This window comes from Rhodococcus huquni (genome assembly GCF_055231055.1).
On sequence record NZ_JBUYWE010000001.1, the window covers coordinates 487,321 to 511,386 of the forward strand.

The following is a 24,066-nucleotide window of genomic DNA, read 5'->3' on the forward strand; positions in this document are numbered from 1 at the left end:
GCATGGGGCGTCCTCCAGTCGACATCGGTGCGCTGGCAGAAGCCGTTCGCGGCAACCAGCGCGCGGGCCTGGCGAAGGCCATCACCCTGCTCGAGTCCACGAGAACCGACCATCGTGATGCGGCACAACAGCTCCTGTTGGAGCTGTTGCCCGAGGCCGGTAACGCCCACCGGATCGGGATCACGGGTGTCCCCGGAGTCGGCAAGTCGACGTTCATCGACGCGCTGGGGATGCACCTGATCGAGAAGGGGCATCGGGTTGCCGTTCTCGCGGTCGATCCGTCGTCCACCCGCACCGGTGGTTCGATACTCGGCGACAAGACGCGCATGGCCCGGCTGACCGTCGAGAAGGACGCGTACATCAGGCCGTCGCCCACCTCGGGGACGTTGGGCGGCGTCGCGAAGGCGACCCGCGAAACCATCGTGCTACTCGAAGCCGCCGGCTTCGACGTGATCCTCGTCGAAACGGTGGGGGTCGGTCAGTCCGAGGTGACAGTCGCCAACATGGTCGACTGCTTCTGCTTCCTCACGTTGGCCCGCACCGGCGACCAACTGCAGGGCATCAAGAAGGGTGTTCTCGAGCTCGCCGACCTCGTCGCGGTCAACAAGGCCGACGGAAAGCACGAGAGGGAGGCGAAGGGTGCGGCCCGCGAGCTGGCAGGCGCACTTCGTCTGATTCACCCACACGACGCTGTCTGGACGCCACCGGTCATCACCATGAGCGGGTTGGAAGGCATCGGCCTCGAGGAGTTCTGGGACACCGTCTGCCGACACCGCGAAGTTCTGTCGGAAGCGGGACAGTTCGAAGAGAACCGCCGACGTCAACAGGTCGACTGGACCTGGACCATGGTGAACGACCAACTGCTACGCCGGCTGTCGTCGAACCCTCGGGTCCGAGAGATCAAAGCCGATGTGGAGCAGCAGGTTCGGGATGGTTCACTCACGGCAGCGCTTGCTGCGGCGGCGATCCTCGACGCATTCGACGGTGCAAAGCACTGAACGATCGGCTGACTACTCGGTAAGTTGCGCATCAGTCGATTGGAGGAGGCCGCATGCTGTCGACGGTATGGGATCAGATCAACACCCCGATTCTCTACGCTCTGCCGGTCTTCATCCTGTCGATGGCAGTCGAAGTGGCAACGCTGCGCGATCGAGGCCACGACGAGGCGACCGGCTATCTGGCCAGGGACGCCCGGACCAGCGTGAGTATGGGACTCGGGTCGTTGGTGTTTTCGCTGATCTTGAAGACGGCGACGCTCGTGGTCTTCGTATTCTTGTGGGAGTACGTTGCGCTCTGGCACATACCCACCGATAACTGGTGGAGTTGGGTACTGCTCACTGTCGTCGTCGATTTCGCCTGGTATTGCAACCACCGCTTCTCCCATCGAGTACGAATCGGATGGGCCGCGCACCAAGCGCATCACTCCAGCGAATACTTCAACCTGGGCACTGCGCTCCGACAGAAGTGGAACCCTTGGTTCGAAGCCGTATTCTGGGCGCCCCTACCGTTGTTGGGCTTTGCGCCTTGGACGATCTACGTCGTGTTCGCGGTCAACTTGATCTACCAGTTCTTCACTCATACGGAGACTGTCGGCAAGTTCCCGCGGCCGATCGAGTTCGTGTTCAACACTCCGTCCCACCACCGCGTCCATCACGGAAGTGACCCGGAATACCTGGACAAGAACTACGGCGGAATCTTCATCGTCTGGGACCGCATGTTCGGCACGTTCCAGCAGGAACTGCATCGACCGAAGTACGGACTGACTACCCCGGTCGGTACGTACAACGTGCTGAAGTTGCAGTACGGCGAGTTCGCCAACATCATTCGCGACGTCCGCGTCACCCCGCGGTTCCGCGACAAGCTCAGCTACATCTTCGCCCCGCCGGGATGGCTGCCACGGCAGGCTCGTGAAGCCGACTCGCCCGGCCCAGGCGCTGTGAAGACGTCGACGGGTGACTCTGTCGCGCAGACTCAGCCGACTGATCGGGCGTAGCGGCCGACTCGGTCGATCAGGTCCGCAAAGAAGGCCGCCGGATCGGTCCGGATCGCGACGTCCACGTTGGCGGGGCGGCCCCAGTGGCCCGTCCAGTCCGCGATGGTCGTGCCACGGGTGAGCCGGCCATCGAGTTCCACGTCGACGGTGGCGGGCCGGGTGGTCACGATCGACGGGTTCAACGCCACGGCTGCGGCGAACGGGTCGTGCATGTGCGCGAGGAACCCTTGGTCATTGGCCCGATGAAAGTCCATGTAGAAGCGGATCGCATCCGACAGATGACGAACGACGGTGTTGCTCGCGGTCGAGCGCACGTCGTGGTCGTCGTCCGGTGAAATGACCTCGTCCGGTGCGCTCCCTGCTGTTTCGGCAAGGCGACGAACGTGGGCGGGGGTCATCTCGATCGTTTCCGTCACGTCGAGACCGCACACGATCGGCCGCCGCTCCTCGGGCAGCCCGGTGAACGCGTCGAACACCTCCTTCGCGGCCTCGGGATCGACCGCCACGTTCCATTCGGACGTCGGGGTCGTATTGCCCGGATGGTTGAAAGCGCCGCCCATCACCACGAGCCGCTTCAACAGGTGGGGGAGACGGGGCTCTTCACGCACTGCGAGTGCAAGATTCGTCAGCGGACCGGTGACCAGTCCGACGAGTTCTCCGGGGTGGCGACGTACCAGGTCGACCCACATCTCGGTGGCGTTCCGATCGGACCGTCGACGACCTGATTCGGGGAGTACCGCATGCCCGATGCCTTGCGGGCCGTGCGTCTCCTCCGTCGTCTGCAACGGGCACGCCAGCGGTACTCGCGCTCCTACTGCGACCTCGACCTCCGGCGCGCTGCACACCCCGAGCCAGTTGAGGTTGTTCGCGACCACCTGTTCCACCGGGACATTGCCTGCGGTGCAGGCAATTCCCACGATCTCCGCTTCGGGGCTGGCCAGAAGGTAGAGCAAGGCCAACGAGTCGTCGATACCGGTGTCGACATCGAGAATCAGACGGGTGCCGCTCACTGCACCTCCACCGTCGCGCGATGATGCACCGGGAACTTCACCGAGCGAGCAATGAAGCACTTGGCGTGAGCTTTCGCGTGCAACGTCTCCGCAGCAGCCACCATCGACTCGTCCGCGACGGTGACGACAGGCTGCAGGACCGCTTCGGTGAATTCGCCCGAACCATCCGGGTTCTCGGACATCGCGGCGGTCGGATTGTCGGTGTACGCCACGACCACTACACCCGAGGCAGCGGCGATCCCGAGGTACCACAGCATGTGGCACTGCGAGAGGGCAGCGAGGAGTAGCTCCTCGGGATTCCACCGTTCCAGGTCACCGAGGAACGAGGGATCCGCACTACCTGCAAGATCGGGCTTCCCGGCGGCGTAGACGACGTGATCACGGCCGTAGCTGCGATATCCGTCGGTTCCGGTACCGCGATCGCCGGTCCAGGCAACGTCGACCGAATAGGTATGTGACTTCACGCGTCCATACTGCCCGACGCGGGGCACCTTCCGTGGAATCGTGTTCGTATGTGGACTGCTGCGGATCTTTCGACCCAGGTGTCGGCTGGCGAGTGGATCGGTCCACTCCTCGAGGCTCATGGTGACCACGGGGTGGGGTCGATTCTTCCCGACACCTTCGACGCCTATGCACGGATCCTTCACCCTGCGTATCGCCGCCGAGATGGTTCCGGCCCGTCTCGTGAACGTGTCCGGTGGGCCGAGGTCGCTGGGGCGAACGCCCGCACCATGCACCCGTTGGTCGAATGGGGTTTCCTGATCCCGAACGAATCCGATGTTCGTGGACAACCAGGCATCTGGGACAGGGAGCCATCCATCGGGGATATCGACGCGGTCGACGAGGCAACCACGAGTTCCATACTCGCCCGGCACACCAGCACACCGCAGTCGTGCTGGTACGCCCTCTGGGAGGGGCACACAGCGCTCGACGATCTACGCGAGGCCGGTGGACGTCTGCACGCCCGCAACCGCGAGTACTTCGTTGTGGTCGACGAGGTCACGGCCACCGACAAGGAGCTCAACGACATCTCACCCTCGATGTGGTGGCCGGAGGACCGTGCATGGTGTGTCTCGAGCGACGAGGACCTGATGGCCACGTACGTGGGCGGGGCCGAAGAGTGCATAGCTGCGATCGTCGACAACCCGGATCTGGAAGCCTTCCGAGTCCACGCCGACGATGGAATCGCCTGGGACAGCGACAAGGTCAACCCGAAACCGCCCAATTATCTTCGGAGATTCTGATCGACTCCCACATAAGGAATCGGCGCGACTAGTCTCCGATGATCGATCGGCACCGCTGTAGGAGCGATTCGCGCAGACCGGCGGACATGCCGGCGAGTTCGGTTTGCCGACGCACGTATTCGGCACGACCGGCGGGCGTCTCGATCGCAATCGGTTCGTACCCGTAGGCCAGCAGGTCGTAAGGACTCGCCCGCATGTCCAGTTCACGGGCACGCAGCGCATGTTCGAAGCAATCCATGATCAACTCCGAGCCGACGAGCGGTGCCAGCTTGTACGCCCATTTGTAGAGGTCCATGCCGGCGTGCAAGCACCCAGGCTGTTCCCGCTCGATCTGATCGGCACGCTCGAGGGGTAGGGCGTTGCGCGGCGCCGCCTCGTCTGTGAAGAAGCGAAATGCGTCGTAGTGGGTGCAACGAAGGTTCATCGACTCTACTACCGCGTCAGTGCCCTCGTGACCGAGGCGGAGGGGCACTCGTTCGTGCCGAATCTCCTCGTCCGCCCGGTACACCATGGCCCATTCGTGCAGTCCGAAGCAGCCGAGATTCGGCGAGCGCTGCGCCGTCGCAGTCAGCAGATCACGCACGAATCGCACCGTCGAGAGCCGCCGGTCACGCATCTCGGATCCGACCGTGACTGTATCGCCGTCCGCGACGTAGCCGCCGTAGCGCAGATAGTCCTGCGCGCTGTCGCCGGCGAGGGCGTAGCCGTAACCCGGATGCCATCGCCGGAGCTGGTTGGGGCGGTAGCTGTAGTAGGTGAAGAGGAAGTCGTGCACCGGGTGAGTTGCCCCGGCGGCGCGCCGTTCGAGGAACGGCCCGATGACCGAGGCCACCCTGGCGCGGTGACGATCTCGACGAGCCATCCACTCGTCGTCACCGAGCACCAAGGTGGCCTCGCGGGAACTACTGGTCATCAGTTCGGTGTGCTGTTCCCCGGATTCACACCCTTGACGCGGTGCGTTCCGTCGCGGACGGTTCCGACGTACTCCTCGACCAGGTCCTCCAACGCGATGATGCCGACGACCGCCTTTGTCGAAGCGTCGGTCACCGCACCCAGGTGCGCACTGGCGCGCCGAAGCCCGGCCAACGCATCCGACATCGGCAATGCAGACGACAACCGGGGGAGAGGTCGGATATCGGATGTGGGTATCACCGTGTCCGGACCCGCCGACTCGTCGAGGATGTCGTCGAGCACGTCCTTGAGGTGCAGATAGCCCACCGGCAGGTCGTTCTCGTCCCGCACCGGGTACCTCGAGTAGCCGGTTTCGATGACGGCCTGTTCGATGTCACCGAGCCTCGTTCCGCCGCCCACGAGGGGCACGGTCCGAACCTCCGAGAGCGGAATCATCACCTCGCCGACCGTGCGGTCGGTCGTGTCCAGCGCCTGCGTCAGCCGCCGATGCTCCTCCGCGTCTATCAGGCCCTCGGACCGGGATTCACCGATCATCTCGGACAGTTCGACGGTCGAGACAGTCACGTCCAGCTCGTCCTTGGGCTCCACCCGGAACATGCGCAGGGTGAGGTTCGCGGCGAGGTTGTAGAACGCGATGATCGGACGCGCGATCTTGATGAACATAAGGTGCACCGGCACCAGCAGCATCGCTGCCTTCTCCGGCCCTGCCAACGCGATGTTCTTGGGAACCATCTCGCCGAGCAGAATGTGCAACACCACGACCAACGAGATCGCGACGGTGAACGACACCGGATGCAGGAAGCTGTCGGGCAACCCGATCGCATGCAAGGGCACTTCGAGCAGGTGCGCGATCGCCGGTTCGGCGACCTTGCCGAGCAGAATCGAGCAGATCGTGATGCCGAGCTGCGCTGCCGCCAGCATCAGCGACAGGTTCTCGCCTGCCTTGATGACCGCGACGGCTCGCTTCTTGCCCTGCGCGACGAGGGCTTCGAGTCGGTCACGCCGAGCAGAGATCAGAGCGAACTCGGCCCCCACGAAGAAGGCGTTTCCGGCGAGCAACACGAAGGTGAGGAGAACTCCGAACAGGTTATTCATCGGAGTCTCCCGATTCGTCGGACGACGGCGGTAGCGGGATCAGAATCACCCGGTCGATACGGCGGCCGTCCATGTGGGTGACGGTCGCGACCCAGCGGCCCGCCCGTGAACCCTGGTCGACGGTGGGCAGCTCGACGCTGTCCCCTTCGTCCGGGATCCGGCCCAGGTGCGTCAGCACCAGGCCGCCCAAGGTGTCGTACTCGCCTTCGGGTGCGGTGTACCCGGTGGTGTCGGACACCTCGTCGATGCGAAGCAGCCCGGAGCAGGACCAGCCGTCGCCGGCGCGCTGCACGTCGACTTCCGGTTCGTCGTGCTCGTCGCGGACGTCACCGAGGATCTCCTCGATCAGGTCCTCCATGGTGACCATGCCGGCGGTGCCGCCGTACTCGTCGACGACGAGCGCCACCTGCATGCCGTCCGCTCGCACTCGTTCCATGACGGAATCGCCGTCGAGACTCGAGGGCACGATCGGGACCTTCTGCGCCAGCGTGTTCAGCCGGGCGGTGCGTCGACGCTCTGCGGACACCGTGAACGCGTGCTTGATGTGCACCACGCCGACCGTGTCGTCCAGATCCCCGTCCACGACGGGGAATCGGGAGAAGCCCGTCTGTGAGGCGAGATCGATGAGGTCGGCAACGGTATCCGTTGTTGCGAGCGTTTCGATCTTCACGCGGGGGGTCATCAGTTCCTCCGCCGACCTGTCACCGAATCGGAGTGAGCGATTGACCAGAAGAGCCGTCTCTTCGTCGATCGCCCCGCGTTCGGCGGACGTGTCGACGAGCGAGCCCAGTTCCTGTGGCGACCGAGCCGAACGCAATTCGTCGGCCGGCTCGATCCCGAACTTGCGCACCATCCAGTTGGCGGCGCCGTTCAATCCGTTGATCGCCCATTTGAAGACGGCGGAGAACCCCGAATGCAGTCCTGCAGTGGACCGTGCCACCGGCAATGGATGCGCGATGGCCAGGTTCTTGGGCACGAGCTCGCCGTAGATCATCGAGATCGACGTGGCGAGCACCAGTGCGAGGATCAGGGACGCCGTCGAGGCTGCCGATTCGCCCACACCGACTGCTTCGAGGACAGGTGTGATGAAACGAGCGAGAACGGGCTCGGCGAGATAGCCGGTGATCAGGGTGGTGATGGTGATACCCAGCTGCGCGCCCGACAGCTGAAAGGACAGTGTGCGGTGCGCGTGCTGGACCTGCCGTGACCGGCGGTCTCCGTCGCGAGCGGCTGCATCCACCGTGCTGCGTTCGAGAGCCGTGAGTGAGAATTCGGCGGCCACGAACAGTGCGGTGCCTGCCGTGAGGGCGATGAACCCGACAAGACTCAGGATGGTGAAGAAGATGTTCATCGGTGGTCACCGACCGGACCGAGAACGTGAGGTGAGACGGATGAGGGGAGGGCGCCGGGTTTGTCTCCCGGCTCGGTAGAGGGCCCCTCCGATCCGGCCGAATCGGAATCGGCGTCGGCCGAAACGGATCCGTCGGAAACGACGACATCAGGGGAGGTACCGACCTCGAGGGAGGTCGTACTGGCTGTGATAGTGGGTGCCGCGGGCACCTGGTTCCTTCCTGTCATGCTCGAAAGCGCGACCGCCCCGTGAACGGGGATCGGACCTCGCGACGAGACCGAACGTGGAACCGCCGCCGGGTTCGGCAGCGGTTTCACCAAGTCATGTTACCGACGGCCACCGGATTCCGTGGCTGCGGGATCTCACCAACCCGACGGCAGCGGGCGTCCTTCCGCGAACCCGGCCGCGGACTGAATGCCGAGGACTGCCTTCTCGTGCAGTTCCTCGAGATCTCGCGCGCCCGCGTAAGTGCAGGTGCTGCGGACTCCGGAGCAGATGTGATCGATCAGATCTTCGACGCCGGGCCGCTCGGGGTCCAGGCGCATGCGAGAGCTGGAGATGCCTTCCTCGAACAGCGCTTTGCGGGCGCGATCGAATGCGCTGTCGGTAGCCGTGCGTGCGGCCACTGCCCGCTTCGACGCCATGCCGAAGCTTTCCTTGTAGGCGTTGCCGGCCTGATCGACGTGGAGGTCGCCGGGCGATTCGAAGGTGCCGGCGAACCACGAACCGATCATGACGTTCGACGCACCGGCGGCGAGAGCGAGCGCTACGTCACGCGGGTGGCGGACGCCGCCGTCCGCCCACACGTGGGCACCGAGTTCACGGGCTGCGGCGGCGCACTCACGCACAGCGGACAACTGCGGACGGCCTACTCCCGTCATCATGCGCGTCGTGCACATCGCGCCCGGTCCGACACCGACCTTCACGATGTCGGCACCGGCTTCCACGAGATCACGGGTTCCCGCTGCCGACACCACGTTGCCCGCGACGATGGGCACGCCGAGGTCGAGCGATTTGAGGTTGCGAAGCGCGTCGATCATCTTCTGCTGGTGGCCGTGCGCCGTATCGAGGACCAGGAGGTCGGCCCCGGCGTCGACGAGGGTCTTCGCCTTGGCCGCGACGTCCCCGTTCACTCCGACTGCCGCGGCCACGCGCAGCGCACCGTTCGCATCGACGGCAGGGTCGTAGATCCCGGCGCGCACAGCACCGGTCCGGGTGAGCACACCGGCGAGGGTGCCGTCGTCGTGGACCAGAACGGCGAGTGGATCGTGGCGGGACTCGAGAAGCGCGAACACCTCACGCGAGGATGCCGTGACGGGAGCGGTGGCGAAGTCGCGGATCGCGACCGCATCGAGCCTGGTGAAGCGGTCGACGTCGGCGCACGCGGCTTCCGTCACGACACCCACCGGACGGTCGTTCTCCACGACCACGACGGCGCGGTGCGCTCGCTTCGAGATCAGTGCGAGGGCGTCGGACACCGCTGCATCGGGGCCCAACGTCACCGGAGTGTCGGCAACGAGGTTGCGGCTCTTGACGAAGGACACCGTCTCGGCCACGGCGTGCGCCGGAAGATCCTGGGGGAGGACTACCAGCCCGCCGCGCCGCGCGACAGTTTCCGCCATTCGTTTACCGGCAACCGCGGTCATGTTGGCAACGACGAGGGGAATCGTCGTGCCCGATCCGTCGACGGTCGCGAGATCCACGTCGAAACGCGACGTGACCTCGGTGTGGTTGGGGACGAGAAACACGTCGTCGTACGTGAGGTCGTACTGCGGGGCATGGCCTTCGAGGAAGTTCACGATTCACGAGGCTACAGACGTGTGGGCGGCCTCGCTCGGACCCGTGTCCGATTCCGAGCGTGACAGTCCGATCGTCGTCACCAACATGACGACGACGGCGATCACTACGAGTAGGAGACCGAATCCGTCGGTGCGAAGGCGTTCGTCCAGAACGGTGATACCGAGGAACACGGCCGCGATCGGTTCACCGATCGTCAGGGCGGGGAGGGACGCCGAGAGCGGACCCACCTGAAAGGCTCGTTGCTGCAGGTAGACGCCCACAATCCCGGAGGTCACGAGGACCCACACCTGCCAACTCGTGACCACTTCCCACAACCCGTGGGAGAGGAGCTCCACCACGTATTTGGTGAGTGCGACTGCCACGCCGTAACAGACTCCGGCGGCCGCTCCCAGCGCCAAGGCCCGCCAACCGGCGCCGATCGGTGCGAGTCCGGCGGCGACCGCTATGACGATCACCACGAGGACCGCCGCGAGAGGCAGCAACCACTCGCGAGTGGGCGCGTCGATATTGCCTTCGGTCGGATCGCCGACGATCAGGAACACTGCGAGGGAGAGGGTGAGACCCACTGCGAGTATCCAGGTGTTGCGGGTCATCCGGTGCGTACCGAAGCGGGCCGACAGTGGCAGCGCGAACAACAGCGCCGACACGAGCAGCGGCTGCACCAACATCACGGACCCGAGAGACAGCGCGACGACCTGCATCAGGTAGCCGCCACCGTCACCGATCACCCCGGCCCACCAACGCGGATTACGGATCAGGGTGGACACGAGGGCGTCGCCCTCCGGTACCTGTGCTGCCGCGGACTGCTGCGCCACCGAAGCGCACGCGAACAAGAGCGCGGCGACCAGTCCGCACGCGACCGCTGCCAGGGGAAGCGTCATCGAACAAGTGTGGCACTTTCGGTCACCGTCACACGGGCGAACACGGAAGTGTCAGCGAGGGCCTCTGCCCTTGCGTCGCGGCGAGGAGCGACGTGTGGCCTCCCGGCCGTTCCGCGGCGATCCGCCGCGGAAGTCGGGTCGCCGCCCGCGTTGCGCGCTGCGCCTCGGTGTCGTCGCAGCCGGCTCGGAGGTGACAGGAGCCGCCGGTACCGGGATCCCACTCGGGCGCCTCGCGCCCGTGATCGAGCGCGTCCGTTGGTCGCCGGGTGTCACATCGAAGCCGGCGATATCGATACCCGCGCGTCGCAGCATCTGTGACACGAGTGGGAGTTCGTCTTCGGTGACCAGAGTGATCACCGTGCCCGATTCACCGGCGCGTGCCGTACGGCCTGCCCGGTGTACGTAGTCCTTGGACTCGAGTGGCGGGTCGACGTGGAGCACCAGCGAGACGTCGTCGACGTGGATCCCGCGTGCGGCGACATCGGTGCAGACGAGGACCCCCGACGGATCGTCCGCGAACGACGCCAACATGTGGTTCCGGTGGTTCTGGCTCTTCTCTCCGTGCAGGGCGCCCGCCGGTACCCCGACGGAGTGGAGATGGGCTGCCAGTTCGTCGACCCCCTCGCGGGTACGCACGAACAACAGTGTTCGACCCTCGCGGGACGCGATGTGGGCGACCACGGCGAACTTGTCCGCCGTGGAGACGTGAAACAGGTAGTGGTCCATGGTCGGCACATTCGCCTGCACCGTGGTCGTCGTATGCGATACGGGGTCGCGAAGGTAGCTGTCGACGAGTGCGTCGACGTCACCGTCGAGTGTCGCGGAGTACAGCAGGCGCTGGCTGCCGGTTGGGGTGGCGTCCAGGATGGTTCGGATCTGCGGGACGAACCCCAACTCGGCCAGGTGGTCGGCCTCGTCCACCGTCGTGATGACGATGTCGTCGAGCGAGATCGAGCCCTTGCCCAGATGATCGACGAGCCGACCCGGTGTGGCGACGACGAGGTCGATGCCGCGAGTGAGGCGGTCGACCTGCCGTTTCATGGGTACGCCGCCGACCAATGCGGCGATGCGAACTCCCACCGACAGCGCCGGGCCGTCGAGTTCGCGTTCGATCTGGAGGGCCAGTTCTCGCGTCGGCGCGAGAATCAAACCCTTCGGCGAGGCGGGACGGCTCGCCGACCCGCGCAACCGAACCAGCATCGGAAGCCCGAATGCGAGTGTCTTCCCCGAACCGGTGGGTCCTCGGCCGAGAACATCGCGCCCGGCGAGAACATCGGGAATGGTGGCGGCCTGGATGGGGAAGGAGGAGCGGATTCCGGCTTCCCGCAGCGCATGCACCATCACGGGCGGCACGCCGAGAGAAGCGAATGACACCTCCGAGCCGGTCACGCCGGCAGGTCTCGCGCGCAGACGCGCCGGCCGGGCACCCGTACTGGTGTCCGGCCGGCGCGTAGGAGTTCCTGGATCAAGCCTGGACCTCGGAGCGGTCGCCGCTCCACAGCGTGTGGAACTTGCCTTCTGCGTCGGTGCGCTCGTAGGTGTGCGCGCCGAAGAAGTCCCGCTGCCCCTGAGTGAGCGCGGCAGGCAGCCGTTCTGCGCGCAGCGCGTCGTAGTAGGACAGCGACGACGCGAACGCCGGCACCGGGATGCCGAGCAGCGTCGCGGTGGACACCACCCGACGCCAGCTGTCGATCGCGGTCTCGATGGCCTCGCGGAAGTACGGGGCCAGAATCAGGCTGGGCAGTTGTGGGTTCTCGTCGTACGCATCCTTGATGCGGTTGAGGAAACGCGCACGAATGATGCAGCCGCCGCGCCAGATGGTCGCCAGGTCCGCCGGGTGCACGTTCCAGTTGTACTCCGCGCTACCCGCGGCGATCTGGTCGAATCCCTGCGCGTACGCCACCACCTTCGACGCGTACAGCGCCTGACGAATGTCCTCGGTGAATTGTGCTGCGTCGGCAGGCTTGTCGGCGAGCGTGCCCGACGCCAGGCCCACTGCGGCCTTACGCTGGTCACGGGCACCGGACAGCGCACGCGCGAAGACAGCCTCGCCGATGCCCGTGACCGGAACACCGAGATCGAGAGCCGACTTCACCGTCCAGCGGCCAGTGCCCTTCTGCTCCGCCGCATCGACGATGACGTCGACGAGCGCCTTGCCGGTCTTCGCGTCCTTCTGACGCAGCACCTCGGCGGTGATCTCGACCAGGTAGCTCTCGAGTTCCCCCGAATTCCATTCGGTGAACACGTCCGCGACCGCGTCGGCGTCGTAGCCGAGCGCGTCGCGGAACAAGTTGTACGCCTCACCGATGAGCTGCATGTCGGCGTACTCGATGCCGTTGTGCACCATCTTGACGAAGTGTCCGGAGCCGTCCGGGCCGATGTGCGTGCAGCACGGCGTCCCGTCGACCTGCGCGGCGACGGACTCGAGGAGAGGTCCGAGCGCCTCGTACGACTCCTTGGGGCCACCGGGCATGATGGCCGGCCCGTTCAGTGCGCCTTCCTCACCGCCCGAGATGCCGGCACCGACGAAGAGCAGACCGCGCTCACGCAACGATGCCTCGCGCCGGATCGTGTCCGTGTACAGCGCATTTCCGCCGTCGATGATGATGTCGCCGGTTTCCATTGCGCCGGCAAGCTCCTCGATCACCGCATCGGTGGCGTCACCGGCCTTGACCATGATGAGGACACGACGTGGCTTCTCGAGCGCGGCCACGAATTCCTCGATCGACTCGGTACGCACGAAGTCTCCGTCGGAGCCGTGTTCCGCGAGCAGTGCATCGGTCTTGGTGACACTCCGGTTGTGCAGTGCGACGGTGTGCCCGTTGCGTGCGAAGTTGCGCGCGATGTTGGAACCCATGACGGCCAGACCCGTGACGCCGATCTGGGCGCGGGCAGCCTCCGTGTTGTTGTTCGTCATACCTACAGCTTTCCCCTTCGTTCCTGGGATTCGAAATCCGGGGGGACTTCGAAATCGGGTCGGGAAATTACGCGATCAATTGTCGTGACCCAGCCAAACACACCCGGGAGCGAAGGGGAACGGCGCTGAAGAACCTGACGTGCGGTCAGCTACGACGCGAGCGGGCGGGCCCGTCGAATCCGTCGTAGTTGCGACGCTCGGTGCGGCTGCGGAATCCACCGCCACTCGTGTTGCCCGACCGGCGGTCGTCACGGCGGCCCGCATCGTCACGGCGGCCCTCCGGACGAGGACCGCGGGAATCGCGATCGCGGTCACCGAACTCGCGGCGCGGCGGACGGTTGTCGAACTCGCGCGGACCGCTCGAACGCTGGTCGTCACGCCGGAATCCACCGCGGTCGGCAGATCCGAACTCGCGACGGGGCGCACGATCGTCACGGCGGGGACGGTCGTCCCGGAACGGCCGATCGTCGCGACGCGGGCGGTCGTCACGGCGGGGGCGGTCGTCACGGAAGGGGCGGTTGTTCTGAGCGGGACGGTCGTCGCGAGCGGGACGGTCCCCGAAGCCGCGAGCCGGCCGGTCGCCGAAGCTCCGGTTGGGGCGGTCGCCGGAGTCACGACGCGGTCCGCGGTCGTCGAATCGACGTCCACCACCCTCGCCTCGACCCTGATATCCGCCACGGTTGCCACCGAAATCTCGGCGCGGTCCCCGATTGCCGAACGACCGCTCGCCGCGGTCGGCGCGTTCGCGAATCGGCTCACCGCTGGGCGCCTTGGCACCGGTGATCGTGGCGAGCTTCTCGTCGCCCGGGCGCACGGGAACGGCAGTGGCGTCGACACCGGCCATGCCGGTGAGGCGCCGGAAAGTGCGCTTCTGATTGGGCAGCACGATGGCGACCACGGTGCCCTTCTCGCCGGCGCGAGCGGTACGCCCGGCGCGGTGGAGGTAATCCTTGTGATCAGCCGGCGGATCGACGTGAACTACCAGGTCGATTCCGTCGACGTGGATGCCGCGGGCAGCGACGTCCGTCGCCACCAGAACCGGGGTGCGCCCGGTCTTGAAACGCTCGAGCACGCGGGTGCGCTGGTTCTGCGCCTTGCCGCCGTGCAGCGCCTCGGCCGCGATACCGACGGCGCGCAGCCGGTCGGTGATGCCCTCACAGCCGAGCTTGGTGCGCGCGAACATGATCGTGCGTCCGTCACGTGCGCCGATCTCGGCGAGCACGTCGTCCTTCTGTCCACGGTCGACGAGGAGCACGTAGTGATCCATCGTGTTGACGCTCGCGCGGCCGTCCGCGGTCGAGTGCTGCACGTGGTCGGGCAGGAACTGACGAACGAGGGACTGGACCTCCCGGTCGAGGGTGGCGGAGAACAGCATCCGCTGTCCGTCTGCGGGTGTCTCACCGAGGACCGCGCGAACCTCGGGCAGGAAGCCCATGTCCGCCATCTGATCGGCTTCGTCGAGCGCGGTGATCTCGATCGAGTCCAGGACACAGGTGCCCTGACGCAGGTGATCTCCGAGACGGCCGGGGGTGGCGACGAGAACGTCGACGCCACGTCGGAGCTGTTCGACCTGCTTGGTGAACGGGGTTCCGCCCACGGCGGGGCGGACGGTCAGTCCGAGTGCACCCGCATAGGAGTTGAGGGAATCGACCACCTGGAAGGCGAGCTCACGGGTAGGGACGAGCACCAGCGCGCGGGGGCGCTTTGCGGCGGGCCGGTCCTCGTGGCGGGCGAGCCGAGTCAACATCGGCAACCCGAACGCCAGCGTCTTTCCCGAGCCGGTCTGGGCCCTGCCGAGCACGTTCTTCCCGTTCAGCGCGTCAGGTACAGCCAGTGCCTGAATCGGGGAGGGCTCGGTGATGGAGTTCTTGGCGAGCGCTTGCACAAGCGCGGCCGGCAGGCCGATATCGGCGAAGGTGACGCCGGCATCGGATGCGGTGGGATCGTTCTCTGCCTCATCAGGGGTGTGTTGGGCAGCATTGATTTGAACAGCGTTGGTCACGCGGAAGGTACCTCTCCGGGCATAGGGCGCGTCGCGGAGCGGGGCTGAACAATGCAGCCGGCACAAAGGGACGAGCCAGGGCACATGTCACCTGGTCAATCCGTTCACGCAATCACAGTTGGAGTGAATGCGAGGAATTGGGCTGTGTGCCGTTTGATTTCGATGGGTCGCTCTGGCGACCGTATTCCAGTGTACGGGACGCGGGACCGCCGCCGCGAACGATCGAGTTGTGACCTGAGCTACTTCTCAGTGACCGCCGTCGAGATTCTCAGCGATCGCTACCGAACAATCGGCTCAGTTCGACGAGCCACGGCACCGCGACGGCAACTGTGGGGATGACGAGGATTGCCGCCGATGCCACGTATGCGCCGGCGGCAATGCGCCGATCGGGTCCGTCGGCCGCGAGCCGCTGCACACGAATCAGGGTGCTGGGACCACCGACCGCCATCGCACCCCGCGGCGCAGTCGATCCCGAACAGGCCACGAGGGCACGCGCAAGGGCGGTCGGGCTCGAGGCGCGCACCGCCGAGTCGTCCGCCAGCATCTCCACGAGCAACTGGACGGAACCGAGGGCGGACTTGCTGCGCACAATCGTCGGGAACGCCGCGTTCACGGCCGTGAACGCTTCGAGAACGAGGTCGTGTCGAGCCCGGAGATGAGATCTCTCGTGACTGAGGATCGCCTTGATCTCCGAATCCCCGAGGTTCGTGAACGTTCCCTGACTGAGCACGACACGTTGACGAAGACCGGGCAGGCAGTACGCGATCGGCTCGGTCACGTCGATGACGCGAAGGTCGGGAGTGCGCGCGTGGGGAGACTGGGTGTCGCAGTGGTCGAGCAGATCGACCAGCATTCGGTGGCGGGCGCGTCGCCGTCTCGTACGCACACCCACCTGGACGATCGAGAAGATCAACTTCGCACCGACCAACAGCGTGAGCGCGAACACCACGACGTACAGAATCCACAGGGGGAGACCGAGCGCTTCGATCTCGGCGGTGGGCGCAGTGGTGGGACGCCCGTCCGGGCCGGGGACCAGCAATTGGCTCGCGATCGCGAGACCCGAACTGAAAGCCGACAAGACGGCTGCCAGTGCTACGGCCTGCCAGAGGACGAGCGCGGCGCGGGGGGCGCGGTATGGCCACTTCGCGCGACTGAGCAGCGCCGGAACGGGCCCGGCGAGCAGCAGCGCAAGTACCCCGAATACCAGTGCGGTGGTGGCGTTCATGTACTACACATCATGCATGAACGTGGTCAGCTCGCGCGAACGCTTCCGGCGGAATCTCCACCCACGGCGCGTTCCTTCGCCTCGAGCGCAGCCAGTGCGCCGCGGAGGGCGTCGGCTTCGTCTGCACCGACCTGCTCGACGAAATGCACGAGTGCGGCCGCGCGACTTCCGGACTGATCCGCCTGCTGCAGCGCGTCGACCATCAGGCTGGCGACGAGTTCTTCGCGCTGGTGCACGGGGAGGTAACGGTGCGCGCGGTCGTCGCGCTGCTGAATGACGAGATGCTTCTTGGCGAGACGCTGCAGAACCGTCATGACGGTCGTGTAGGCGAGTTCACGGTGCGCCGCGAGAGCTTCGTGTACCTGTCGCACCGTCTGCGATTCAGGAGACGACCACAAATGCTCCATCACTGCGCGTTCGAGTTCACCGAGTCCAGCCATGATTCGATTCTACGGAACCAACGACACAAATTCGTACTACTGGTGGTAGTAACCTCCGATTCGTGGGTGTGGTAATGGTCATAGTGGTCGGTTGCACCGAGAAGGCCGTGATGGGAAGCATGATGCTTCCGAAAGGTGGGCGGGATGAGCAACCGACGCGAGCCGTACGACGGCTCCCGTGGAACGGCCGTGTTCGAGCGGATCGGTAGGCGGATTCGCCGATGGTCTTCGGTCGGGTGGTCCGCCGCTCGGCGCGCACCTGTCAGCATCACTGCTCTGGCGGCACTCTGGATCCTGGCCGTGGCGACCTCGAGCGTGGCTCGTGGCCCTTCCCACGCGCTGAATCGCGACATCGGCCTCGGGGTGGTCGGCCTCGAGCATTTCAGATTTTGGGGGATCGTCACCTCGGCGTTCTGGGCGTCCGGCGCGGCGTCGTATCTGGGCCTCACCGTGCTGATCCTCGCGGTTGCCGTACCGGTCGAACGCCGGATGGGGTCCGCCCGATTCCTCGTCGCCGCGCTGGCTACTCAGATCGTCGGGGCCCTGATCGCGGTCGGGCTCGCCGCGGCCGCGAAGACCGTGGACTCCGACTGGGGATTCGAACTTCACATCGGTTACGCCGTCGGTGCCGGCGGTTGGGTCGTCGGCACGCTGATGGTCGCGACCGCGAACATGGACACGTTGTGGCGTCGCCGAATCCGTGTCGGTGTCCTCGCACTCACCATCGTCTCTGCGCTCTTCGGCGGGCATCTCATCGACCTGATCCGCTTGGCTGCCGCCGTGGTCGGGCTCGTCGTCGGGCCCTGGATCGTCGGACGTTCGCAGCGCGGCCCACGGATAGCCGGCACCCGGCGCGAAGGACGGATGCTCGTCGCCATCGTGGTGGCGGCAAGCGCGATCGGCCCGGTCCTGGCAGCCCTGTCCAGCGACGCCATCGGGCCACTCGCGGTGCTTCGGGACCTGATTCGCGGTGTCCCGTGGACGGCTCCCGAGGTTCGGGAGTTGTGTGCGCAGTCCGCCGCCGATCCGGATTGCCGTAGGGGTCTCCTCGAACTTCGCCTGTCCGGTGTCGGGCCGACTCTGCTCAGCCTCGTGCCTTCGCTGTTCGTACTCGTTCTCAGCGACGGGTTGCGGCGCGGACGACGGTTCGCCTGGTGGGGGGCGGTGGCGTCCCAGTGCATCCTGTTGGTGCTGTGCGCAGCGAATTTCGTTTTCCGGTATGTGGATTCGGTCGACGAGGACACGCTGTTCTACGGGCTCGCCGATCCGACCGTCTACCGCACGCTGATGCCCTTCCTGACGCCGGTCGCCGTCCTCGTCGTGTTGCTGGCGACCCGTCGCCTGTTCGGGGTGGCCGCACCGCGACACACCTACCGAAACCTCGCGGGATCGGTTACGGCCGTGGCGGTCGGGCTGTGGGTCGTTTACGTCTTGGGGGGAATGCTGGCCCGATCGGGTTTCGACCCACGACCGTCGTTCCTGACATTGGTGGCGGACTATCCGGAACGCCTCGTGCCACCGGTCTACCTGCAGTGGCTGGATCCGCGTCTGCTCCCGGTCGATGTCTCGGCCACGCTGCTCTACGAGTGGATCGGCGTCGTGTTCTGGCTCGCCGTCAGTGCTCTGGTGGCAGCCACATTCCTGAGGCCGGCGGTGGAAGGTGGCGACCCCGAGGACCGCGACCGAGCGCGCGACCTGTTGCGCAGCGGCACCGGCAGTCCGTTGTCCTGGATGACCACCTGGTCGGGGAACAGCTACTGGTTCGCACCGGGCGGGACCGGCTACATCGCCTACCGGGTGATCGCAGGCGTGGCACTGACGACCGGAGATCCGGTCGGGCCGCCGGCCCGCACCACCGAGATGGTCGAGGGATTCGCCGAGTTCGCTGCCGAGAACGGATGGACGCCGTGCTTCTACTCGGTGACGGATGCGGTGCGCGACGCGAGTGACACGCTCGGCTGGGGTTCGATTCAAGTAGCCGAGGAGACAGTTCTCGATCTCGGCTCGGTTGCGTTCACGGGTAAGAAGTTCCAGGACGTGCGCACCGCGCTGAACAAGGCCAAGAAGTCCGGAATCACCGCGGAATGGGTCCGGCTCCCGGATGCCTCGATGGGGATCACCGACCAGATCACCGCGATATCGGAGGAATGGGTCGCTGACAAAGGCATGCCCGAAATGGGTTTCACACTCGGCGGCCTCGACGAGGTCGACGACCCGCAGGTTCGCTGCCTGATCGCGATCGACGAGGATCGAACGGTGCACGGCGTGACGTCGTGGCTACCGGTTCACCGGGATGGACAGATCGTGGGATGGACATTGGACTTCATGCGCCGCCGATCGAACGGGTTCCGGCCGGCCATGGAATTCCTCATCGCCTCGGCCGCATCGACCCTCGAGGACGAGGGCTTCGAATTTCTGAGCCTGTCGGGGGCACCGCTCGCGAAGATGGATCCGCCGACCGCCGACAACAGCGCGTTCGGGACCATGATGGACAACCTTCTGGACGTACTGGGGCGCACTCTCGAACCGGTCTACGGGTTCCGCTCGCTTCTGGCCTTCAAGTCCAAGTTCCAGCCGCGCTACGTGCCCATCTACATGACCTTCCCGGACCCGGCCGCGCTACCGAGTATCGGAAGCGCGGTGGGACGCGCCTACCTGCCCGAGGTGTCCATGAGTCAGAGCATGAAGCTGTTACGCACCGTCGTTGCCCGCGGAAACTGACTCCGAGGGCGCCTCTGCCGGTCGATCCGGCCCACCGACCCGCCCGTACACGTGACGGGTGCCGATGGGCACGACCAGCGGACGGTCCGAGACCGGATCGGGAATGACGGACGCCTCGAGCCCGAACACCTCGAGGAGAAGCTCGCTGGTGATGATCTCCTGCGGCGGGCCCGACGCCACGATCGCTCCCTCGCGCATGACGATCAGTTGATCGCTGTAGCGAATCGCGAGATTCAGATCGTGCAGGACCATGACGACCGTGCGGCCGAGTTCGGCGTGCATCCGATCGACGAGATCGAGGACCTCCATCGAATGCGCAAGGTCCAGGTAGGTGGTGGGTTCGTCGAGCAGCAGTATGTCTGTGCCCTGCGCCAGTGCCATCGAGATCCACGCACGTTGTCGCTGCCCACCGGAGAGCTGGTCCACCGGCCGATCCGCGAGGTCCGCGACACCGGTGAGCGACAATGCCTCGGCGACCTCGGATTCGTCGTCCGAGGACCATTGCCTGATCCAGGATTGATGCGGGTGGCGGCCACGCGCGACCAAGTCGCCGACGGTCAGGCCTTCGGGGGCGACCGGAGACTGCGGCAGCATGCCGAGGGTGCGAGCCACGTCCTTGGTGCGCATCCGGCCGATGGTCTTGCCGTCGAGAGCGACGGTCCCGGCCTTGGGCTTCAGTAGCCGGCCCAACGCACGCAACAGGGTCGACTTTCCGCAACCGTTGGGCCCGATCACGGTGGTGATGACGCCGGTGTGCACCGCGAGATCGAGGCCGTCGACGACGGTTCGGTCCCCGTACCCCAGGGTCAGGCCGTCGGCTACGAGGCGAGGCGGGATGTGCGCGGTCATGCGGACACCTTCCGATTGTTGCGAACGAGCAGGTAGAGCAGGAACGGGCCGCCGATTGCGGAGGTCACGATGCCGACGGGCAGTTCCACCGGCAACAGGGTGCGCGCGACGACGTCGCTGCCCACGACCAGAACGGCGCCCGTGAGGGCGGATGCGATCATCGGGGGGCCGGGGGACCGCACCAATCGCAGCGCCAGTTGGGGCGCTGCGAGGGCGACGAACCCGACCGGTCCGGCCGCCGCCGTGGCGACAGCGGCGAGGGCGACGGATGCCAACAGCAGCCGGGTCTGGGCGCGAGTGACACCGACACCGAGCGATGCGGCATTGTCGTCGCCCAATCGAAGGGCTCCGACGGTGAAGGTGGACACCACGACCAGCACGCCGATGATCACCACCGCGATCGCCACGGGCCACATCTGGTCCCAGCTCGCCCCGTTGAGCGAACCGTTCAGCCAGACCTGGGCGCGGGACACGTCGTCGATGTCGGCGGAGATGAGTAGCCAGCCGACCGTGGCGACGAGCATCGCGTTGATTCCGATGCCGACCAGGATGAGGCGGAAGCCTTCGATGCCGCCCTTCCACGCGAGAAGATAGATCACGATCGCGGTCAGGAAGCCGCCACACAGCGCCGCGAGCGGAACGCCGAGAAGCGCGAGGAGTCCGACGAAGCTGCCGCCACCGCCGAGCACGATGAGCGCGACGGCGCCGGCGCTGGCACCGGCTGTGATTCCGAGGATGTCCGGACTCGCGAGGGAGTTGCGGGCAATCGACTGCGTCAGAGCGCCTGCCAACCCGAGAGCGACGCCGATCAGCAGCCCGGTGAGTGACCGGGGGAGACGTAGGTCCATGACGATGAAGTTCTCGGCCTTGGTTCCACCGCCCACCAGTACGGATGCGACCTCGGGAATCGACAGGTCGTAGTCGCCGCGCCCGATGTTGATGCACAGGAGGAGCAGCAGCGCCACCAGCAGCGCCAGGTTGACGGCGATCATGAAGGGCCGGAAGACCAGCGAGACGGGCCCCAGGCGGAACGGCGGCCTGGAGGGAACCCCCCGAGGTGCTGCCGGTGCGATCGTGGATACGGGCTTGGATACGGGCTTGGATACGAGGGTCACAGGCCGGCCAACTTTCGACGGCGAACGAGTGCGATGAAGAAGGGGGCGCCGAACACGGCCAGGACGATCCCCACCTGGAGTTCACCCGGGCGGACGACGACTCGCCCGATCACGTCCGCGGTGACCAGCATGACGCCGCCGAGAAGCCCCGCGTACGGCACCAACCAGCGGTAGTCGGGACCGGTGATCGCGCGAGCCACGTGCGGGACGACCAGGCCGATGAAGGCAATCGGACCGCATGCCGCGGTGGCGGCTCCGGTCAGCAATGTGATGGCGATGATGCCGAGGGTTCGGCTGACGGCGATGTTGGTACCCAACCCCCGCGCCACGTCCTCGCCGAGGCTGAGCACGTTCAGGCTGGGCGTACTGGCAACGGCGATCACCAGGCCGATGGCGAGGAAAGGCAGTACCTGCCACAGGATGTCGTAGCCGCGTCCACTGACGGAGCCGACTACCCAGAACCGGTACCCGTCGAGACTCTGCTGATCCATGATCAAGATCGCGTTGGTCATCGCCTGTAGGAAGAAGGCGACCGCGGCACCCGCCAGTGCGAGGCTCAGGGGACTGGCGCCGCCGTTGCCGATCGACGACATCCCGAACACGACCACGCTCGCGATGAACGATCCGGCGAACGCGAACCACAGGTACTGACTGGGGGCGCTGAACCCGAGAATGTACATCGACATGACGACCATGAACGCTGCGCCGGCATTGAGACCGAGGAGGCCTGCGTCCGCGAGCGGGTTACGGGTATGCCCCTGAATCAGCGCGCCTGCAACACCGAGTGCGATTCCGACCACGAGTCCGAGAATCGTTCGGGGACCGCGCAGTGTGCGGATGATGATGTCCGCTTGACTGTCGTCCGAATGAATCAACGACTGGAAGATCTCCGCGAACGTCAACGGGCGTGCGCCGATGGCAATGCTCGCGAGGAGAACGAAGGCAAGGACTGCTACGAGAACGGCGAGACCGATCAGTCGGCGGCGCCTGGTCGCCGACAGCGATATGTCCTTCTCGATCGGCGTGAATCCCTCCGCGAAGGCCGTCTTCTCGCGGACCACCTCGAGGCCGCGGTCGCGAACCACGAGTGACCTCAGCGCTCTGCGGAGCCCGAGAGGGTGCGCGGTGGTGACGTCCCGGGACACGAGTCCGACCCATCCCTTTGCCGCACTCTGTCCCGTGCGCCCCTCACGGAAGCCGCGATTCCAGACGAGGAGTCCGAGCGCGACCAGCACTGCGGCGCCTCCGAACACAGCTCGATCTGCCGAGCCTCCGCCGTTCTCGTCGGACAGTGAGTCGACGATCAGCCACCCCAACACCAGCGGCAGCGCGACGATTCCGAGGTCGAGGGCTGCCGCGGCGAATCGCAGACGCGTCGGCGCAGGACCACGGGGAACGTCCTGGTGCGCAAAGTCTTCGCTCGTGGTGGCCGTGTCTACGGCGCCGAGCTTTCGCATGGTTGTCACGGGTGGGGTGGTTCCTCCTACGTCGACCGGCATCCGGTGCCGTCCTTGTTAGGTTACGGAACCCTTGCTGAAGAGATCGAAGAGGTGTCGAAAAATGTCGACGTAACGAGTGTCACCCTCTTGCGTGACGCGACCGTGGTTAGGCTAACCTATCTTCCGACAGGTTCCCGCGACATTGGAGCACACCGTGACTTCGACCCTCACCGCCGACGCAACAGCGCTGGATCTTTCGTGCACCCGCTTGCGTGCGCTGAATCCGGACTATCCGCGCATGTACGCCGTGGCAACGATGGCGGACGAGGGAAAGCGGAGATGGTGGCAGCTGGCGAAGGGCCTCGACGGCGATCGCATTCCGCAGATGTGGGCACGCGCGCTCGACGATCTCGAAGATCCGCACGCGGCGGCGATCCAGGTTGCCACTTCACTCGTTCACGCAGTGGTGGGGCGCGTGGCCGCGTCCGTGGTACTCGACGGTCGGGCATGGGACCCAGGCTTCGAGAACCTCTGGCTTCATATGGACAACGACTGTGGAATCGACTGGGCGGGAGTCCTGGACGAAACCATGCGCACGCTGCCCGATGACGACACCTCCGGCTTGCGCGGCACCCTGAGCGTTCCGTGCGAGCAGGCACTCCTGGTCTGGACGGCCCACCGGTGCATCACGTCGTTGAAGCCGATCCACCGCGCCGTCTCGCGCTGCGCACAGATCGACTGGATTCGATTCTCGGGCCTCGTCGGCGAGTCCGTCCTGGGGGCGGCCGCCCTGGTGCCCGTCCTGGCCGGGGGAGGTGAAGCGGTCGCGCAGCGCCGTGGACAGGGGATGTTGGATGCGTTCGTCGCAGCGGGGATGCCGGTTCGGGTACGTACTCGCCCGATGCGAACCCGAACGGGGTCGACACTCTCGTTCGAGAAGGCTCTTGTGTAATTAGGCCAGCCTTGCCTATAGTTTACCCATCGGTGATGCACCATCACCGACCACGATCCGAATTGCCGGACCGCGCCGGAGTCCTGAGGGCTGCAGTGACTCCCGGTCCTTGCCGCGGCG

The 24,066-nt window shown here is 65.8% G+C and carries 20 protein-coding genes; 5 read left to right on the forward strand and 15 right to left on the reverse strand.

Going from position 1 to position 24,066, the window contains the following annotated elements:
- Window positions 1–2 precede the first annotated feature (2 nt).
- Window positions 3–998, forward strand: coding sequence for a methylmalonyl Co-A mutase-associated GTPase MeaB (meaB, locus tag ACZI8R_RS02325; RefSeq protein ID WP_463377932.1), 996 nt, complete (start codon window positions 3–5; stop codon window positions 996–998).
- A 53-nt stretch (window positions 999–1,051) separates the two neighbouring features.
- Entirely contained in the window at window positions 1,052–1,993 is a 942-nt protein-coding gene (locus ACZI8R_RS02330) for a sterol desaturase family protein (RefSeq protein WP_463377933.1), read from the forward strand.
- Here ACZI8R_RS02330 and ACZI8R_RS02335 read toward each other — a convergent pair.
- Together ACZI8R_RS02335 and ACZI8R_RS02340 are read right to left on the reverse strand one after the other, a co-directional pair.
- The gene (locus ACZI8R_RS02335; protein ID WP_463377934.1) at window positions 1,972–3,003 is read right to left on the reverse strand and encodes a nucleoside hydrolase; all 1,032 of its coding nucleotides are present in this window, start codon (window positions 3,001–3,003) and stop codon (window positions 1,972–1,974) included. The two genes, ACZI8R_RS02330 and ACZI8R_RS02335, sit on opposite strands and share 22 nt — an antisense overlap.
- The gene (locus tag ACZI8R_RS02340; RefSeq protein WP_463377935.1) at window positions 3,000–3,467 is read right to left on the reverse strand and encodes an OsmC family protein; all 468 of its coding nucleotides are present in this window, start codon (window positions 3,465–3,467) and stop codon (window positions 3,000–3,002) included. The genes ACZI8R_RS02335 and ACZI8R_RS02340 overlap by 4 nt, the downstream gene beginning before the upstream one ends.
- A 48-nt stretch (window positions 3,468–3,515) precedes the next feature.
- Between ACZI8R_RS02340 and ACZI8R_RS02345 the strand changes: the two genes are divergently transcribed.
- On the forward strand, window positions 3,516–4,247 hold the full coding sequence (locus tag ACZI8R_RS02345) for a hypothetical protein (RefSeq protein ID WP_463377936.1): 732 nt from the start codon (window positions 3,516–3,518) through the stop codon (window positions 4,245–4,247).
- Window positions 4,248–4,275: 28 nt separating this feature from the next.
- Here the strand turns inward: ACZI8R_RS02345 and ACZI8R_RS02350 are convergent, their stop codons facing one another.
- The 10 genes from ACZI8R_RS02350 to ACZI8R_RS02395 all read right to left on the reverse strand — a co-directional run bounded on the left by ACZI8R_RS02350 (window position 4,276) and on the right by ACZI8R_RS02395 (window position 16,870).
- Window positions 4,276–5,160 (reverse strand): 3-methyladenine DNA glycosylase, encoded by an 885-nt coding sequence (locus tag ACZI8R_RS02350; protein WP_463377937.1) that lies wholly within the window; start codon window positions 5,158–5,160, stop codon window positions 4,276–4,278.
- Window positions 5,160–6,254 (reverse strand): hemolysin family protein, encoded by a 1,095-nt coding sequence (locus ACZI8R_RS02355; protein WP_463377938.1) that lies wholly within the window; start codon window positions 6,252–6,254, stop codon window positions 5,160–5,162. The genes ACZI8R_RS02350 and ACZI8R_RS02355 overlap by 1 nt, the downstream gene beginning before the upstream one ends.
- Window positions 6,247–7,605: a hemolysin family protein gene (locus ACZI8R_RS02360; RefSeq protein ID WP_463377939.1), complete on the reverse strand. Its 1,359-nt coding sequence runs from the start codon at window positions 7,603–7,605 to the stop codon at window positions 6,247–6,249. Before ACZI8R_RS02360 ends, ACZI8R_RS02355 begins: the two co-directional genes overlap by 8 nt.
- 362 nt (window positions 7,606–7,967) lie before the next feature.
- Window positions 7,968–9,404: a GuaB1 family IMP dehydrogenase-related protein gene (locus ACZI8R_RS02365; protein WP_463377940.1), complete on the reverse strand. Its 1,437-nt coding sequence runs from the start codon at window positions 9,402–9,404 to the stop codon at window positions 7,968–7,970.
- A 3-nt stretch (window positions 9,405–9,407) separates the two neighbouring features.
- A complete protein-coding gene (locus ACZI8R_RS02370; protein WP_463377941.1) occupies window positions 9,408–10,286 on the reverse strand; it encodes a DMT family transporter in 879 nt (292 codons plus the stop codon).
- A gap of 51 nt (window positions 10,287–10,337) precedes the next feature.
- Complete coding sequence (locus ACZI8R_RS02375) at window positions 10,338–11,675, reverse strand: DEAD/DEAH box helicase (protein WP_463377942.1); 1,338 nt, start codon at window positions 11,673–11,675, stop codon at window positions 10,338–10,340.
- Window positions 11,676–11,751: 76 nt separating this feature from the next.
- Complete coding sequence (gene gndA / locus ACZI8R_RS02380; protein ID WP_463377943.1) at window positions 11,752–13,203, reverse strand: NADP-dependent phosphogluconate dehydrogenase; 1,452 nt, start codon at window positions 13,201–13,203, stop codon at window positions 11,752–11,754.
- Between the two features lie 145 nt (window positions 13,204–13,348).
- A complete protein-coding gene (locus ACZI8R_RS02385) occupies window positions 13,349–15,205 on the reverse strand; it encodes a DEAD/DEAH box helicase (RefSeq protein WP_463377944.1) in 1,857 nt (618 codons plus the stop codon).
- 268 nt (window positions 15,206–15,473) lie between these two features.
- Entirely contained in the window at window positions 15,474–16,430 is a 957-nt protein-coding gene (locus ACZI8R_RS02390; protein ID WP_463377945.1) for a M56 family metallopeptidase, read from the reverse strand.
- Window positions 16,431–16,456: 26 nt separating this feature from the next.
- Window positions 16,457–16,870 carry a BlaI/MecI/CopY family transcriptional regulator gene (locus ACZI8R_RS02395; RefSeq protein WP_463377946.1) on the reverse strand — a complete coding sequence of 138 codons (414 nt, stop codon included), beginning with the start codon at window positions 16,868–16,870 and terminating at the stop codon, window positions 16,457–16,459.
- Window positions 16,871–17,014: 144 nt separating this feature from the next.
- Between ACZI8R_RS02395 and ACZI8R_RS02400 the strand changes: the two genes are divergently transcribed.
- Window positions 17,015–19,591: a rhomboid family intramembrane serine protease gene (locus ACZI8R_RS02400; protein WP_463377947.1), complete on the forward strand. Its 2,577-nt coding sequence runs from the start codon at window positions 17,015–17,017 to the stop codon at window positions 19,589–19,591.
- Here ACZI8R_RS02400 and ACZI8R_RS02405 read toward each other — a convergent pair.
- Genes ACZI8R_RS02405 through ACZI8R_RS02415 form a run of 3 tightly spaced genes read right to left on the reverse strand, consistent with a single transcriptional unit; the run spans window position 19,562 to window position 23,012 of the window.
- Complete coding sequence (locus ACZI8R_RS02405) at window positions 19,562–20,440, reverse strand: ABC transporter ATP-binding protein (RefSeq protein ID WP_463377948.1); 879 nt, start codon at window positions 20,438–20,440, stop codon at window positions 19,562–19,564. The genes ACZI8R_RS02400 and ACZI8R_RS02405 overlap by 30 nt on opposite strands.
- Window positions 20,437–21,555, reverse strand: a complete 1,119-nt coding sequence (locus ACZI8R_RS02410; RefSeq protein WP_463377949.1) for a FecCD family ABC transporter permease — start codon at window positions 21,553–21,555, stop codon at window positions 20,437–20,439. The genes ACZI8R_RS02405 and ACZI8R_RS02410 overlap by 4 nt, the downstream gene beginning before the upstream one ends.
- Window positions 21,552–23,012 carry a FecCD family ABC transporter permease gene (locus tag ACZI8R_RS02415; protein WP_463378202.1) on the reverse strand — a complete coding sequence of 487 codons (1,461 nt, stop codon included), beginning with the start codon at window positions 23,010–23,012 and terminating at the stop codon, window positions 21,552–21,554. The genes ACZI8R_RS02410 and ACZI8R_RS02415 overlap by 4 nt, the downstream gene beginning before the upstream one ends.
- 196 nt (window positions 23,013–23,208) lie before the next feature.
- On the opposite strand from ACZI8R_RS02415, the gene ACZI8R_RS02420 reads away from it, so the two are divergent.
- Window positions 23,209–23,946, forward strand: coding sequence for a hypothetical protein (locus tag ACZI8R_RS02420; protein WP_463377950.1), 738 nt, complete (start codon window positions 23,209–23,211; stop codon window positions 23,944–23,946).
- The last annotated feature ends 120 nt before the right edge of the window (window positions 23,947–24,066 follow it).